The following is a 16,121-nucleotide window of genomic DNA, read 5'->3' as shown; positions in this document are numbered from 1 at the left end:
TTGTTAATCGATAAATATTTCTTTCACTTTGTTAAAGAATTCTTTTTTTCGTAAGGAACTTATTCCCCAGTTTACCGGTACGCTTTGGTATCCTTCGTCGAAACTTTCGCCTTCTCTTCTGAAATCGAAAAAGCCCCATGAAGCATAGGCTTTGGTGGCATTAACAAAGTTGTTGGCAGGTTTATCATAATCATAATGATCGTCTTCATTAAAAACGACGGGCATGGGCCGGTAAGAGAGGAGAGAACGGACAATCTCCACCATTTCTATAATCCGTTCAGGTTGCTTCACTCCGTTTCCGTGCAGAAAAACAAAATCCGAAACTTCCACTATTTTATCGGGTGGGATCGTATTTCCGTTGAAACTTGCGGAAACCAGCAGTTCCGGTGCTTTCTCCTTAACCCGCAAAATGAGTTCGTGCATTCTGTCTTGTTTGATAATTTCATGATCGTATTTGCGGTTGTTGCATTCGTTGGCCACTTCAATCAAAATGTTTGTAAATCCTTTTTTCTGAATCCACTCCACCACATTGTCCACGGCGGCAATTACTGCTTTTTCATTTTCCAGCCGTTCATCCTGACCAAAATAGAAAATGCCAAGCATCACGACCATGCCCAGTTCATCGGCTTTTTTTACGATGCGTTCCATTCGGTTTGCAAATTCGGGCCTTAATTTTCCGTCGGTTTCAAAAGCGTTGTTTTCCCAGGGTTGATTGGCAGAATAACCTTCGGGGCTTCCACCCTGGAAATTGATGGTAAAAGCCAGCAATCCGTGTTTCTGCCATTCGGGCATGGCTTCGATAAACTCGCGGGTATTGCGTTCCGGGTCCCATTTTCCGGTATCAGGGTATTTCCATTTGTCCACTGTTTCCGGATTCAAATCGTCGAAAACGCCCTGCACCATTCGTGAATTGGGCAAAAGTCCTTCCACAGAAATTCCCTGCCAGGTTCGCCCTTCGAAGGTTGGTTTTCCGTTGATGAAAAACTTTTCCTCTTCAATGGAAACGCGGGTTTGTGGTTCGAAAATTTCTTTGTTGAACAGGTTTTTGTCGGCCCATTTAATGTACTGGTTCCAATCGAAGGCAGTTACACCATGTCCTCCGGTACGAATGTGGTAAGCCACCGTGTTGATAATTGGTTGGTTTACCTGCGGCATTTCAACTGTTGAGATTCCCTGTTTGTTATAGAGTTCGTAAACAGGAGTTGCATAATGGGAAGATAGAAATTCACCGCGCGGATCAGCCCATTGGTCATCTTCGGCACTGGTCACGTAAAGCGGGCGGGGAGCAATGAGTGCAAGCAGCTCGTGCTGATCGGCAGGCAATGCTTTTTCATTCAGATTGTAACTCCTGAAATTCCTGGCAAACCAGTGTGGAAACGAATTGTTGATGCGTGCCACTGTTTCGCCAAACTGGCGTTTGGAGAGCGCTGCACCGCCACACCCTGAATTGTTTGAAATGACGGCTGCAAAACGTTCATCAGTAGCGCCGGCCCACAAGGATGTTTTCCCCAGGCGGGAGTGGCCGAAAACAATCACTTTCGAAGCATCCACATCTTTGTCCTGTTCCAGGTAATCCATGGCGCGGCTCAATCCCCAGGCCCAGGCTGCAATGGAGCCCCATTCGCTGGCAGCAGGGCGTTGCTGGTCATCGGTATAAAGCAGCGGGTGGATTCCGTCGGTAAAATCGTTTTTGTCGGGGTCCACTTCGCAGTAAAAGATGGTTGCCAGTCCATAACCGGTATCAATGATTTTATCCACCTGCCAGCTATCTTTACTCACACCTCTCGACTTTTCAGTTAACTGGTTGTTGGCTATGCCATAAGATTCATTGTCGCGCGTCCAGGCATTCGAAATCCGAATGTTTACATCGTTGCAAACTGTATGGTTTCCGTAAAAATTATATCCCAGAAAAACAGGCGCTTTTTCAACATTTTTTGGCAAGTACATCAAAACGTTAAAAAAAAGTGTTCTGCCGTTTTTGTTGAACACGATGTCCACCTGTTTGCGACGGGCCTTTCCATTCAGGGCATTGTCGCTCTCTTCCACCACTTCCCATTTTGAAATTTCCAGATTGCCGGGCACTTTTCCGTAAACGTTGTTGCTGAAAAAGTCCAGCAATTCCGGCCTGCGGACCCTTTCCCAGCGCCGGGTGTTTTTTATTTTCCGCCCACTGAATGAAGTTAGCGGATTGGGCAACTCAAACTGGGGAACTTTACTTTCGTCGTAGTTGGGGACGAATTCGCCACGACGCTGTCCAAAGCAAAAAACAGTTGCAAACAGAAGTACAATAATAAATAGTGATTTTTGCATGGTATTTAATTTTTAAAATTTTCCTGAATTAAAGCTTTTGATTTTAACAAATGGTTTCTAAGTTCAAGTGCTGCAAGCTCAGTATCACCTTTTTCAATGGCATTCAATATGGCAAGGTGTTCAGATATTGTTTCCTCCGGCGGGCGCATCAGGCCCATTTGCTCCACCCTGAGTTGCACCAAAGAATGACTGTAAATTTTCTGCAGCATTTTGTTTCCCGAAAATTCAAGTAAAAGTGCATGAAAACGGTCGTCGGCTTTCCGGTATTTTTCAACTTCGATGGAAGAAGCATTTTCAAACGGCTTCCAGATGTTTTTTAACTGCCTGAGTTGTTTTTCGTCTCTCCGTTCGGCAACCAGCCGCACAGCAACGGTTTCAATTCCTTCACGCACATCGTAAATGTCGCGCATTTCGTTGGTGGAAAGTTTTTTAACGAACATGCCCCGGCGCGGAATGCTTTCAACCAAAAAGTCGTATTCAAGCATTTGCATGGCTTTTAGCAGCGGTGTACGACTGACGCCCAGCCGGGCAGCCAGCTTTTCCTGAAGCAGTTTTTCTCCGGGTTTCAGCTCGTTATCAATTATCATTTCTTTGAGCTTGTTGTAAACCGGGATACTCAAGTCGGAATGTTGAATCATGTATCAAAATTTTCGGCAATATAGGATATTGTATTTTGAATACAAAATGCAGATAGAGAAATTCTGGTCAAGGGAAAAAATTTTAGTGACACAACGATTTCAGGATTTTCCTGATGATATGAATTCAACTGGCGGACAGCTTAAAAATAAATTGAGAACGCGTATCGAAATCAGTTTACATTCTAAATAAGATGACGGTCAACGGACCCCCTCCGGCCAGATAAATCTGACCTCGTCCCCCTGTGGCACTAACGCCACAAGGGGACAAAGCTTCGATGGTTCGCTGGCGGATGTTGAAGCGTGTTTCTTTTGGATTGAAGTTTAGTATTTCTGAAGCAGTGCCAGCAGCTTGCGGTCGAGTTTGTGGCCGTGCCAGTCTTCGTAGTCCACATCTTTGCGGCCGGAGTCCATAATGCCGAACGTGCCGCGGAACTCCCAAAGTGCATAACCGATTCCGTGTTCCGATAAAACATCGAGCACATCGCCAAACCAGGCCAGGAAAACATCGTGCGGGGTTTCATTGTAACATCCGCACTCGCCGCAATGCACACCAACGCCTTTGTTTACGGCGTCAATCCAGGGTGCATAAAATTCCTTCAGTTTGTCTCGGCTGAATTGCTGACCGTTGATTTTGCCTGGCCATACCGGAGTGGGCGCATCATCCGGGTTTTTCCAAACCCACGATGCCCGGTAGTGCGAAATATAATGCGGATAGTAACCTCGGCAACTTTGGCCGATGTCGAGGTCGAAAATTTCCGGAATGACATCGCTTCCCACGTTGTTGCCGTCGGCAATAACCAGGTGGTTGGGATTGTGCGCGCGAATGGCATCCATTGATTTTTTGGCCACTTCGCGGTAAAGCTGCCCGGGAATGGCGCCCCGCCGCGAATGCTGGTCGTTCATGTCTTCGCGGGTACAGGGTTCATTCACCAAATCGAAACTGATTTTATCGGAAGAATAGTTTTTAAACCGTTTGGCCCACATACTCCAGTGTTCGTAAAAAGCATCCTGCGCTTCTTTGTCCTGCCACAGGTTGTAAGGTTCGTTAAACCCGGCATTCACGCAAAAACCGGGTGCGCGGTGCAGGTTCAGGCTCATGTGCAGCCCCTGTTTATTCGCCCTGTCCACCAGCGACTGGATGTTGTCCAGCTCTTTTTCGTTAAAGTTCAGCACATCGTCGGGTGTAATGTCTTTCGACGGGTCGAACTTCACATACCGTGGATAAGCCATGGGAAGCCGCACAAAATCGAAGCCCCAGTCGGCCATCCATTTCAAATCATTGTCGGTGGTTGCCGACCGTCCACCGCTGCCTATGGGCGAAAAGTAATCGAGCAGGTTAAAACCCTTCCAGCGCGGAAGTTTGTTTTTTGTGGTGTTCAGAAAGTTTGCGGCTGTTGTTGTTCCTGCCAGTCCGGCGCCGGCAGCCGCCAATCCGGTGGTTTTAATAAAGTTTCTTCGCTTCATGAATCAGGCTTTTTGTTGATTTGCCCTAAAGATATTTAAAAACGGGAGAAGGCAAAAGACTGGGATTGAAATTTTGTCACTGGTAACTGGACATTGGGAAATTGTGAAATTGAAAAATTGTGAAATGGTTGAGGAGGTTGCCGGGTTTACCCCGTGAAATTCGACATCAGTAGAAAATTTCACTGGTGGTTGTCGTGGTTTTCGTTGTTGTCCGGTTGTCCTGGTTATCACACTGTATTACCAGCGTTGGGAGATTTTTGAAATATGATATTTTCTATATCGCTTTTTAAGGTGGAGATAATATTGAAATATTCTTTTGCTCTTCAAAGTCATCGTGGATGATTGAATATCTGCCTTCTACAGCATAATCTCCCAAATCTGTAAGTTTTTCGTTGTCTGTTTGAAGATCAATATTATTTTGACGGATAATGTTCAAAAGTTCTTCCAAATCATGAATTTTCGGAAAGCTTATCTGCATAAATGACAACAAGGCTTTAAGAAGTTTTTCAGCAGTCTGCTGCAAATGAAAGAATATTATTTCAAGATCGAGTTCAGAATCTCCATTCTGAAAGTCTTCATAAAGATTTTGAGCAGCTTTAAAATCAACGCCGGCTTTTTTATAAAAAAGCTCATATTGTTTTAAGTATTTGACCACAGTAGTTTTCCTTTTTTATCAATGTCCATATAAACTGAACCGAATTCATCTTTATAAAAATCGTATTCACTTTTTGAAGGTATAAGAATGTCTTTTGCTATGGGGAGGCCTTTAAGTAATTTCCTGGCTTTTCTTTTTTCCTCGATTTTAGATTTTACCTTTTCCTTAACAATGCAAATATCAATATCGCTGTTATCAGTTGGGGTGCCATAAGCATAACTTCCAAACAAAATAATTCTGAGCGGCTTAAGTGGTTTTAAGCGTTTTACAATTTCGTTATCCAGGTCGTTTATACGCTGACGATTCATTTTATTATCTTTTTCCCAAATATACTATTTTTTGGTGTATATGGGTGTGGAATGGTGAAATTGATAAATGGTGAAATGGTTGAGTAGATTGTCGGGTTTACCCCGTGAAATCCGACGTCAGGAGAAAATTTCACTGGTGGTTGTCCGGTTGTCAGGTAAACGGTCATCTGTCGTTGGTCAATTGGAAACAGGGGTTGGGGCTTCCCACTTCGTGCTTCGAGCTTTGAGCTTCGGTCTTCGGACTTCCCTCTTCGAGCTTCTTTCTTCTGTCATTGCAACCCCCTGACCCGATAAATCGGGTCTTGTCCCCCTTGTAAAAAGGGGACAAAGGGTGCAGGTAAGCTACGGATTTGGTTACCGGTCTCCGGCCACCAGTCACTGATACTTGCTGAGAATTTCCGATGCTTATATTACTTTGTCAAAATAGAGCGTATCTTTTGTGAAAGGGGACAAAGGGTGCAAGTAAGCTACGGATTTGGTTTTCGGACTCCAGTCACCAGTCATTGAAACTCGCTGAGAATTTCCGAAGCTTATTTTACTTTGTCAAAATAGAGCGTATCCTTTGTGAAAGGGGACAAAGAGTGCAGGTAAGCTACGGATTTGGTTACCGGATTCCGGTCACCAGTCACTGATACTTGCTGAGAATTTCCGATGCTTATTTTACCTTATCGAAATAGAGCGTACCCTCGCTTGTTCCGCCGGAGTAGCTCGTTGAATAGTCCATCTTCAGCGTTTTTCCGCCATTTTCAATCGACCACTTTTCCTTTGTTTTCAAGTCGTCTGCACCGCCGTTTCCGTAAAACGTTGTGATGGATTCAAATGCGATTGATTTATTGTTTTCCGTCATCAAAGCCTTTGCTTTTCTGGGCATATCGTAAATCGTGATTTTGGATTCTGCACCGCTGAGTGACAGGTTTTCCTGAAACGGGTAGGCTTCGCCATATCCGTTTTCATAAACACGGTTGGTGAAGAGGCTGTCGTTTTTCTGTAAAATCGTCATTTTCGAAAGAAAAAGCTGGTCGTTTAAAGCGGTTGATTTTTCCTTGTTCAATTTCCATTCGCCTGAGAAAATGGTTGATTGCCCCGAAGCGGACATAACAGAGATAAAAAAGAAAACCATGCTGAATGCTGCTAAAACTTTTGTTTTCATAATAATGGATTTAAATGTTGATAATAAAATTGGATTTAATTATGGTTTGATAAATTCTTTCCAGTCTTTGCCGCCGGTGAGCCAGGCGAGGTTGAACCGGGCTATTTTTCCGCCGCCGTCGCTTTCGTAGAAGAGGTAAATCAATCCTTCCGAAGCGGTTCCTGCACACCCTGCGGTTAATGATGAGTAGGCAAAACTACCTTCGTCCACCACGCGGCGTACCGGCCAGGTTTTGCCGCCGTCGAAACTTGCCCACACCGTTCCGTTGAACCGGCGGGAGGTGCGCAGCTCAAAGGGCACATCTTCGTCTTTTTTATCTGCCGGAACATCGATGTTACTGAACAGCAGGATGTCGTGCCCATCCACGGGCAACCGCACCAGCCCGGCCATCAGTCCGTAATCGGTGTGCTGTGCGCCGTCGGGCAGTTCTTCATCTACCCATAAGTCTTCCCATGTCTGGCCGCCGTCGGAACTGTAGGCGATGTATCTCCGGCGCGGGTTCAGCCCATCTGTTGATTTATGGCGCCGGGAGTTGTAGTAGAGCGTACCGTCCGACAGTTCGGCAATGGCTGCTTCGCCGGTGCCATACGCCGGAAACGGTTCGCTGGCCTGCCAGGTTTTGCCGCCATCGTCGCTGAAAATGGCATTGGTGTAGTGTTCGTCCCAGAACTCCCGGCCATTGCCGTTGCCGTACCAGCGCGACGGGCGAATCAGCCGTCCTGCATATTTCCCCTGCTTTAGTGTGATGCCGTGCTCGTTCATGTGCATGGATGGGATGTGACCCAGGCTGTTGGGTTTGATGGTTACTTTCTCCGCGTTCCAGGTTTTTCCGTGGTCTTTGCTGCGGTAAACGGTGAGCGGGGCAGGCGGATGCCCGCCTTCCACAAAAACCAGGATGTGGCTGCTGTTTTCATCAACGGTTGTTCCGCCACCCTGAAAACCGGGATTGGCCACTGTGATTTCCGGTTCCCAGGTTTTTCCGCCGTCTTCGCTGCGGCGCACCCTGAAATGTTCACGACCCCACGTTGCCACAATGGTTCCGTCGGTAGCAGTAATCACATTGGGAAACCGTTCATCAGCAAACAGTTGCTGCACCTCAAAAACCGGCTGCCCGTCGTTCCAAAACGGATTCTTTGGCGCGGTGCTACACGAGGTGAAAAAGATAAACAGGACAAGAACAGCGGCTGCAGTATTTTTTATGATGCTCATTTTTTATGTTTATTGTTTGACATATCATATAAGATACTTATTTTTAAACCCTAAATAAATCAAAAATTGAATTCAGAACCTGAAATAACACGAAAAAATGAAATTTTTCCAGGCCCCGAAAATTCCGGTACCAGTGAAAATGGGGGAAAATCAGGCGGGGTGAGCCGGATAAAGTTTTCTAGCGAAAAAGTTGGGTTATACGCCTTTATTGGTATTATATCCCAACCAAATAATAGAGAAATAACCCAACTTTACATGTCCATAACCGTTGTGTGTAATTTTAAAAATCAGATAAGCTATAAACGAATTGATTAATAATTTAAATGATTACTTGGTATTTGTAGGTAAGTTTTATCAAGGTAAAATTACTAAAGACATAAATCCAGCAGATATTGCGATGTTAACAAATAGTATGCAAGAATGCATTAATCACTGGAGAAGAATATTGATTATAATAATAAAAGAAAAACTCAAAATAGAATTAGAAGAATAAAATGAAATTATGAAATATTATTTAGACTTATTTTCCCCTGAGACTTATGAAAAGTACACAAAGTCTGACCAAACGATTTCAGGATTTAGACCAAGGCAACTAAATGCTGCTTCAAAAATTAAGCCTGGTGATAAACTTCTTTGCTATGTAACAAGACTTTCACGGTGGGTTGGTATTCTTGAAGTTACAAGCAAAAACTTTGAAGACAATACACCAATTTTCGTAGAATCGGATGACCCTTTTGTTATTCGTTTCAAAGTTAAACCTACAATTTGGCTACCACTTGAAAAAGCTGTTCCTATAAAAGAAGATTTCGTTTGGGATAAAATTTCATTTACAAAAGATCATGATAAAAACAGTTCAGTATGGACTGGACCAATGAGAGTAAGTCAAAGAGAAATGAGTGCATCGGATGGTAAATTTATTGAGCAACTTCTTGAAAAACAAATGCAAAAATCAAAGTTATTTGAGTTTTCAGAAGATGACTTGAAAAAATTAAAAAATCTTACAGTACGAACTCATGATAGCAAGGATGTTCCTGTTTCAATTCCAGAGGATGAAGATGTTGATGACAACGTTGAGGATACTACGGTTAGAGAATCTATAAAAATGCAAGCTATGCTTGCAAAAATTGGAGAAAGGATGAATCTGAAAGTATGGATACCAAGAAGTGACAGAGAAAGAGTAATGAAACTTTGGAAACCTTTAGATGGAACCCTTCTTGAAAATCTACCCCTTAATTATGACGATACAACATTAAAAACAATTGAAAATATTGATGTTCTTTGGATAAGGAGGCGTTCTATTGTTAGAGCATTTGAAGTAGAACATACAACTTCAATTTACTCTGGAATATTAAGAATGGCTGACTTAATGGCTCTTCAACCCAACCTTGACATAAAAGCTCATATCGTCGCACCGACCGAGAGAAAAGATAAAGTTTTACAAGAAATAACACGGCCAGTATTCACTTTACTCGAAAAAGGTCCGTTGGCAAAATCGTGTTCATTTCTGTCTTACGACTCATTGACCGAGTTATCAAAAGAAAGACGTCTTGAATATATGAATGACGGAGTAATAGAAGAATATACAGAAGATGGAGAAATTTAGAAATAAAAAACTACACACTAGATAATTGTAAATGACAGGCGGGGGTTTTAGCGGTCTGACAAGTCAGACCTTGTGCCTACTTTTCTGCGGATCTGACACGATTTCTTCAAGAAATCCCGCCCCACCCACATACGAGTGACCGTTAGCAAAGCTCAATCCATTAAAAATACCCAACTAAACAGAAATTAGTTTTCGACCACAAAAAAGATAGCATGAAAAACAATCCATCAAATAAACCACTCCACAAAATGACTGCCCAAGAGCTGGGACAGTTGTTTCCGGTGGTGATTGAGAATTACAACAGTGCCTGGCCGGAGTTTTACCGGGCGGAGGAAAAGCGGATTGCAGAGGCCTTTGCTCCGCGGGAGATTGAACGGATGGACCACATAGGCAGTACGGCCATTCCCGGGTTAAAAGCCAAACCCACCATCGATATTTTATTGCAGATTTCGGAGCGCCTGGAGTTGCAAAAGCTGGAAGATGTTTTTCAGTCCCTCGGTTACGAGATGAATCGCCGGCCCGAAAACCCGCCTCCGCACCTCACGTTTGTAAAGGGGTATTCGCCCCGCGGGTTTGATGGGCAGGCGTATCATGTGCATGTACGGTACAAAGGCGACTGGGATGAAATCCGGTTCCGGGATTATCTGATTCAGCATATTCATGCGGCTAAAGATTACGAGGCATTAAAACTGCAACTGGCTGAAAAATACAGAAACGACCGGGAAGCCTATACGGAGGGGAAGTCGGAATTTATTGGAAAGGTGATGACATTGGCGGACACAGATTATAAATCTGCGTCAGAGGAGGAGAGGTTGATGATGAAAAAACAAGGTTAAAAGATAACATATGTTAATCCGGCCATTAACAAATGAAAAAGCGTAAAAAGAAAAAAAGGAACCAACAGCAAAAACAGGAGAGCCGGCACCACCGGAATGAATTTTTCAAACGGTTGCAGCAGGTGATGGCCGTTCTGGGCGATGCTTCGGCTTTTAAACTGTTAGATAAAGTCGACCGGCGGTTGGTATATGATTGTCGCCTTCGCCCGGTAAAGATAATCGCCCCAAAGGAGATGGGCCATTTCCCGGATAAACTTTTGACATTAAAACAAATCAATCTGGTACTAAATTACCTTCTGAAAAAAACGTTTGTTGACATGGGACAGGCCAGGCTGAGTTTGTACGACTTTACGGTTTACGTGGAAACCCTTCAACTGCAGTGGTGCAATATGCCTGAAAACCATCCTGAAATTGCTGACAGGTTCCGGGCCTGTTTCCCCGTGTTTCATGAGAAGTTTACAGAAATCCGGTTAAAAGCAAACAGCCTGATCGTTCAGAAACTGCAGGAAACCGCTTTTTTTCTGTCCGATTTATCGTCGCACGTGATCCGTTTTGTTCCTGAGAAAATAAATAAACCTGCATCGGTTTTAGATAATTCGGCTTTTTTCAATAATTACATGCTGGAAGTAAAAAAGCCGGAAATTGAAACGGTGAAAATCAATGGTTACACGCGCCCGGTTTACCGGCTGCTTCTGAACTTCGGGCAGGAATTTAACCCACTGACCATCACCCCTGAAAAACTGGGGATCACGGGAGTTATGCAGAGATTTCCGCTCAAGGTTTATATGCAGCAACATGCCTTCGACCGAATTGAATTACGGCTGGGTAAACAACTCTGCAGGTATAATTACTTAAATATCATCCCGGCCATCCTGGTGAACGAACCCGTACCTGTGGCCGAAAAAACCAGCTATCTTTTTCCCGTAACACATGCCAACATAAAACTCGGCTATTTAAAAGGAGACATTATCGGTGATAAGCTGATTATCCGTACTTTTTTGTTTTTAACCCACAATGGCACTCCTGAAGGGAAAAAATTGCAGGAGTTGGCCGGTATTCACAAGGCAGATAAACAATACCTGGGCATTGACAAACTGAGCACTTTTATTCTTTCCGATATCAAAAAGGATGAAAAGCTGAAAGCGCTGTTTTGCGAGGCAGGTTGCGGCGATTTATTCCGGATTAAAAAAAACGTTTTGGACGATCCTGACGGGAAAGATATTGCCTGCGCTGAATTTTTAACCCGTTACCTGGGAATGTAATGCCGGTATTTTAAGATGTCCGTTCCAAAACTTTTTCGCAGATTTTTAATAAAAAAGGCTGTCAGGGAAATTCCTTTCAAATCCACCCCCTTAGTTTATAATACCCCAAAGCCAGCATTTCGCGTGCAAAGGTGATTTCGTATTTCAGATGGTTCCAAACCTGGTAGCGTATCTGAATGCTTTTTCCCACATCGGGTGCAGCGGTTTTACGGCCTCCCAGTTCATCGTCGTTAAAAACGAGGTTTGCTTCGGTGGCATTTTCAAATGTGGGCAGGGCGTTTACTTGTTCGAACCCAACTTTTTCAAAACAAAGTACTGCCCGGCGGGTGTGGTCGGGCGAAGTTATCAGCAAAATTGGTTTTGAATTATCAAGTATTTTTTGAGAGTTTAATGCCTGGGCCCGGGTGTTGGTTCCTTCACTTTCAAAAAGAATTTTTTGAGGATCGACACCGCGTAAAACCAGTTCCTTTTTCATTAACTGCGGGGTACTCACGCTGTCGGTAATATCACCCGGCATGGCAATAATCAGGCTGGATTCAGGAAAACTGCGGGCTGCTTTTCCTGCAAACCAGCTTCGCATTAAATTGCTTTCGCTGGGCATTCCGCCGCCGCCCAGTAAAATAATGGTTTCGGGTTCCCATTTTAATTCTGATTTGCTGGTGCCCAGCCAGTGAATTCCCCAAAAGGGCAGGGTAGTGAATGCAAGCAATACTGCGACTAAAAAGAATATGCCCGACAACACGAAAAAAATTCGGAGTATCCTTAAAAAATAAATACTTTTGATTTTTGTTTTAGTCATTGTAATTTGAATAAAGCATAAAAATACATTTAATCTTTCAACTGTCATAGTTTTGAAAAACGAAGTAAAAAAAGAAATAATCCGGTTGTTTGAACACCATTTCCAGGAAAAAGTGGAAACGTTCTCCATGTTGCCGCCATCGGGTTCGTACCGCGAATATTGCCGGCTCGAAAACAGCCACCGGTCTGTGATTGGCGCTTTTAACGCCGATGTGAAGGAAAACACGGCTTTTCTTTCGTTTACCAATCATTTCAGGAAAAAAGGCCTTCCGGTTCCTGAAATTTTTGCAGTGAGTTCCGATTTGAAAAAATACCTGCAGGAGGATTTGGGCAATGTCACTTTGTTCGATTTTCTTTCTGAAACACGCGAGTCGGAAGGATTTTCGGAAACCATTGTGGCCGAATACCGGAAAGTGCTGAAAGTGTTGCCAAAAATACAAATTTTGGGTGGCAAAGATATGGACTACTCAGTTTGCTATCCGCGCGAGGCGTTCGACAAACAGTCGATGATGTGGGATTTGAATTACTTCAAATACTATTTTCTGAAACTGGCTAAAATTTCGTTTGACGAACAGGCCCTGGAAGACGATTTTCAGGCATTCAGCGACTACCTGCTTTCTGCACCCTCTGATTATTTTTTGTACCGCGATTTTCAGTCGCGCAATGTGATGCTTAAAAACGAAGGTGTTCATTTTATCGACTATCAGGGAGGCCGGCGCGGCGCGCTGCAATACGATCTGGCTTCGCTGCTATACGATGGTAAGGCCGATATTCCGCAGGAAATACGTACACAGCTTTTTAAATTTTATATTGAAAAGCTGAAAAATTACATTCCGGTAAATGAATCGGAATTCACTTCGTATTTTAACGGATTTGTGCTCATTCGAATTATGCAGGCGATGGGCGCATACGGATTCAGGGGTTTTTACGAGAAAAAAGAACATTTCCTGAAAAGTATTCCGTTTGCCATAAATAATTTGCAGAATCTGCTGCCTGAACTGAACCTGCCGGTGGAAATTCCGGAACTATTGAATGTTTTACATCTGCTTACACGGTCAGAGACATTGAAAGAAATTGGGCAGGTACAAAGTAACCTGACAGTTCGTGTTACCAGTTTTTCCTATAAAAAAGGAATTCCGTCTGACCCCTCGGGCAATGGCGGCGGTTTTGTGTTCGATTGCCGGGCGTTAAACAACCCGGGAAGGTATGCCGAGTTTAAACCCCTCACCGGAAAAGATTTAAATGTGCAGCAGTTTATCGAGCAAAATTCAGAAATGAAACTTTTTTTGAAACCGGTAGAAACCCTGGTGGAGCAGTCGGTGAAAAATTACCTGGAGCGCGGATTTAGCCACCTGTCCGTAAACTTTGGCTGCACGGGCGGGCAGCACCGTTCGGTTTACGCTGCCGAAAAACTGGCAGACTGGTTGCGGAACAATTTTCCGGTTAACGTTGTTCTTGTTCACCGGGAACAACAATTTTAGGAGACAGAATGGCGAAAACGGCATGCAAGAAAAAAGATTTCAAAGATAAAGAGGATGCTAAATACGAATGCAAAAAGTGCAGAGCACGGGTAAAAAAGGAAGAAAAAGTGTGCAAGCCTAAAAAAATTAAAGACTGAATAAATTTCCTGACGCCGGTCAACTGATTTTTCGAATACAAAAACTATTTTCGCGGAAATTTTTTATACCATAATTTTTAAAACATGGGAAGAGCATTTGAATACCGCAGGGCGGCCAAAGAGAAGCGTTGGGATAAAATGTCGCGCACATTTCCGAAACTGGCAAAAAAGATTACCATTGCAGCCAAAGTAAGTGGCCCCGACCCCGATTTGAATGCTGCACTTCGCACTGCTATTCTGAATGCCAAAGCACAGAACATGCCCAAAGCGAACATTGATGCCGCCATTAAACGGGCCAGCGGGAAAGATGCCGCCGACTTTACCGAAGTGAATTACGAAGGAAAAGGACCTCATGGCGTGCTGGTTTTTGTGGAATGTGCCACCGACAATACCACCCGCACAGTGGCCAACGTAAAAAGTTATTTCAACAAAGTTGGCGGCGGTTTGGTGCCCTCCGGCTCGCTGGAGTTTATGTTTTCCCGGAAAGCAGTTTTCGAGTTTGAAAAACAGGAAGGAATGGATTTGGATGAGCTTGAACTGGAGCTTATTGATGCCGGACTGGAAGAAATTGAAGAAAACGAGGGCGTGGTTTACGCTTATGCCGATTATACCAGCTTTGGCGATTTAAACCATGCGCTGGAAAATCTGAAAATTGATGTGCAGAAAGCTTTATTAAAACGCTTTCCCAACGACCCGCTGGAATTTACGGAAGAGCAACTGGAAGAGATTGAAAAATTGCTCGACAAACTCGATGAAGACGACGACATTCAGGCTGTTTACACCAATATTGCGTAACAGAAATTCCAAATAGCAAAGATCAAATACCAAATAAATCCGTTTTCAAAGGTTTGAAATTTTCTTTTTTTTTCATTGGATTTTATTTGTCCGAAGGCCTCCAAAAGAGGATTTTGATTCTTGTTTATTGGAACTTTTCCCCCGTCACCCTTTGTTTACCGTCAGAATTCAGCAGGTTATCTAAAAAGTTAAAATAGCCGGCAATTGTTGTTTATTTTTACTTGTCAAAATAAAAGCTTATGCTGGCTGTAGAATCATATATCAATCATTTTGTAAAAATTTGGGAAGAAAGTGCTGAAACTTTGCCCGGTTTTAACCGAAGCTATTCAGCAGAAGAGCAAAATGCAAGAGAGAACAATTTTAATGCTTTTCAGGAAAAAGTAAAAAGTTTCCAGTCGAAAAAGAACATCCGGGCATTAAAAGAACGTGATCCCGGTCAAACGTTTTTTCCTGTTTTTCGTGCTTTTCTCCAAAATGTTTTTGATTTTGAACCCGACCAACTGGAAATTATTCTTTCCAGCGAGTTTAAAAATGTTTCCAAAGATTTTTTTTACAAAGCACGCATGTTTGGCCCGGAGTTGTCGCCCGAAAATATTTACCAGGGAATGCGCAATGTTTGGATAATGAACGGGCTGCAATTGATGATGGGCATTCCGGTTGAAATTACTCCTTCGGTTTTTGCCTACAGTATGATTTATCCTTACAGCGACAATCTGCTGGATGATCTGAGCATTACAGAAAAAGAAAAACAGGATTTCAGCCACAGGTTTAACCAGCGTTTGCACGGTGAAAATGTGGAACCTCAAAACCATACCGAATCGCAGTTGTTCAGGTTGGTTGGAATGTTCGAAGAGCAGTTTCCGCGAAACGAATTCCCAAAAGTTTACGAAAGTTTGTACGCCATTCAGCAGGGGCAAACCCGCAGCCTGAACCTGATAAACTGCAACGGACTGGAAGACTCAGTGATTCGTGAAATTTGTTTCGAAAAAGGTGGCGCTTCGGTGCTGGCCGACGGGTACCTGGTTGCCGGACGTCTTTCATCAGAACAGGAACAGGCGTTATTCGGTTATGGCATTTACCTGCAACTGCTCGATGATATTCAGGATGTGAAGGAAGATGCCGAAGCCCATACCAAAACTCTTTTCTCCTGTCTGGACGGAACTCCCGATTTAGGTTCTTTTGTCAATAAAACGATTCATTTTGGACGAATTGCCATGGAAGAGCTCCGCTGTTTTAGCGGAACTGAAATGGTATCCATGTTGTGTCTGATGAATCGCAGCATTGAAACCATGGTTATTGAATCAGTTGGTCTGAATCCGCAATCCTATTCAGAAAAATATCTGCAAGCTTTGGAAAAATATTCGCCGCTTCGGTTTGAATTCATCCGGGAAAAACGCACGCAATCCAAATCGCAGCGGTTTTCAATGTTTAAGAAGTATTTTGATCAGGTGCCGGTCAGGGAAATGTAATTCGTA

At 43.5% G+C, this 16,121-nt stretch carries 14 protein-coding genes; 6 read left to right on the top strand and 8 right to left on the bottom strand.

The window, feature by feature from the left end:
* Window positions 1-3: 3 nt before the first annotated feature.
* From ACESMA_RS01435 to ACESMA_RS01405, 7 genes are all read right to left on the bottom strand, one after another.
* Window positions 4-2,310: an alpha/beta hydrolase family protein gene (locus ACESMA_RS01435; protein ID WP_372946967.1), complete on the bottom strand. Its 2,307-nt coding sequence runs from the start codon at window positions 2,308-2,310 to the stop codon at window positions 4-6.
* Window positions 2,311-2,315: 5 nt separating this feature from the next.
* Window positions 2,316-2,948 carry a GntR family transcriptional regulator gene (locus ACESMA_RS01430; protein WP_372946966.1) on the bottom strand — a complete coding sequence of 211 codons (633 nt, stop codon included), beginning with the start codon at window positions 2,946-2,948 and terminating at the stop codon, window positions 2,316-2,318.
* Window positions 2,949-3,269: 321 nt separating this feature from the next.
* A complete protein-coding gene (locus ACESMA_RS01425; RefSeq protein ID WP_372946965.1) occupies window positions 3,270-4,412 on the bottom strand; it encodes a glycoside hydrolase family 5 protein in 1,143 nt (380 codons plus the stop codon).
* A 286-nt stretch (window positions 4,413-4,698) separates the two neighbouring features.
* The gene (locus ACESMA_RS01420) at window positions 4,699-5,067 is read right to left on the bottom strand and encodes a HEPN domain-containing protein (RefSeq protein ID WP_372946964.1); all 369 of its coding nucleotides are present in this window, start codon (window positions 5,065-5,067) and stop codon (window positions 4,699-4,701) included.
* Window positions 5,052-5,375: a nucleotidyltransferase domain-containing protein gene (locus tag ACESMA_RS01415; protein ID WP_372946963.1), complete on the bottom strand. Its 324-nt coding sequence runs from the start codon at window positions 5,373-5,375 to the stop codon at window positions 5,052-5,054. The genes ACESMA_RS01420 and ACESMA_RS01415 overlap by 16 nt, the downstream gene beginning before the upstream one ends.
* A 655-nt stretch (window positions 5,376-6,030) precedes the next feature.
* The gene (locus ACESMA_RS01410) at window positions 6,031-6,525 is read right to left on the bottom strand and encodes a hypothetical protein (protein ID WP_372946962.1); all 495 of its coding nucleotides are present in this window, start codon (window positions 6,523-6,525) and stop codon (window positions 6,031-6,033) included.
* 39 nt (window positions 6,526-6,564) lie between these two features.
* Complete coding sequence (locus ACESMA_RS01405) at window positions 6,565-7,734, bottom strand: sialidase family protein (protein WP_372946961.1); 1,170 nt, start codon at window positions 7,732-7,734, stop codon at window positions 6,565-6,567.
* Between the two features lie 502 nt (window positions 7,735-8,236).
* On the opposite strand from ACESMA_RS01405, the gene ACESMA_RS01400 reads away from it, so the two are divergent.
* The 3 genes from ACESMA_RS01400 (at window position 8,237) to ACESMA_RS01390 (ending at window position 11,435) form a co-directional block, all read left to right on the top strand.
* Entirely contained in the window at window positions 8,237-9,337 is a 1,101-nt protein-coding gene (locus ACESMA_RS01400; RefSeq protein WP_372946960.1) for an EVE domain-containing protein, read from the top strand.
* 212 nt (window positions 9,338-9,549) lie between these two features.
* Complete coding sequence (locus ACESMA_RS01395; protein WP_372946959.1) at window positions 9,550-10,173, top strand: GrpB family protein; 624 nt, start codon at window positions 9,550-9,552, stop codon at window positions 10,171-10,173.
* 32 nt (window positions 10,174-10,205) lie between these two features.
* Window positions 10,206-11,435 (top strand): hypothetical protein, encoded by a 1,230-nt coding sequence (locus ACESMA_RS01390; protein ID WP_372946958.1) that lies wholly within the window; start codon window positions 10,206-10,208, stop codon window positions 11,433-11,435.
* Window positions 11,436-11,511: 76 nt separating this feature from the next.
* On the opposite strand, the gene ACESMA_RS01385 is transcribed toward ACESMA_RS01390, so the two are convergent.
* On the bottom strand, window positions 11,512-12,234 hold the full coding sequence (locus tag ACESMA_RS01385) for a YdcF family protein (protein WP_372946957.1): 723 nt from the start codon (window positions 12,232-12,234) through the stop codon (window positions 11,512-11,514).
* Window positions 12,235-12,286: 52 nt separating this feature from the next.
* Between ACESMA_RS01385 and ACESMA_RS01380 the strand changes: the two genes are divergently transcribed.
* The 3 genes from ACESMA_RS01380 to ACESMA_RS01370 all read left to right on the top strand — a co-directional run bounded on the left by ACESMA_RS01380 (window position 12,287) and on the right by ACESMA_RS01370 (window position 16,115).
* The gene (locus ACESMA_RS01380) at window positions 12,287-13,714 is read left to right on the top strand and encodes a phosphotransferase (RefSeq protein ID WP_372946956.1); all 1,428 of its coding nucleotides are present in this window, start codon (window positions 12,287-12,289) and stop codon (window positions 13,712-13,714) included.
* Between the two features lie 221 nt (window positions 13,715-13,935).
* Window positions 13,936-14,646, top strand: a complete 711-nt coding sequence (locus ACESMA_RS01375) for a YebC/PmpR family DNA-binding transcriptional regulator (RefSeq protein WP_372946955.1) — start codon at window positions 13,936-13,938, stop codon at window positions 14,644-14,646.
* Window positions 14,647-14,885: 239 nt separating this feature from the next.
* Complete coding sequence (locus tag ACESMA_RS01370; RefSeq protein WP_372946954.1) at window positions 14,886-16,115, top strand: hypothetical protein; 1,230 nt, start codon at window positions 14,886-14,888, stop codon at window positions 16,113-16,115.
* Window positions 16,116-16,121 lie beyond the last annotated feature (6 nt).

It is taken from the genome of Mariniphaga sp. (assembly GCF_041687215.1).
Lineage (GTDB): Bacteria > Bacteroidota > Bacteroidia > Bacteroidales > Prolixibacteraceae > Mariniphaga.
Note: the sequence above shows the minus strand (reverse complement) of the source record. Positions and strands in the feature narration are given on the sequence as shown.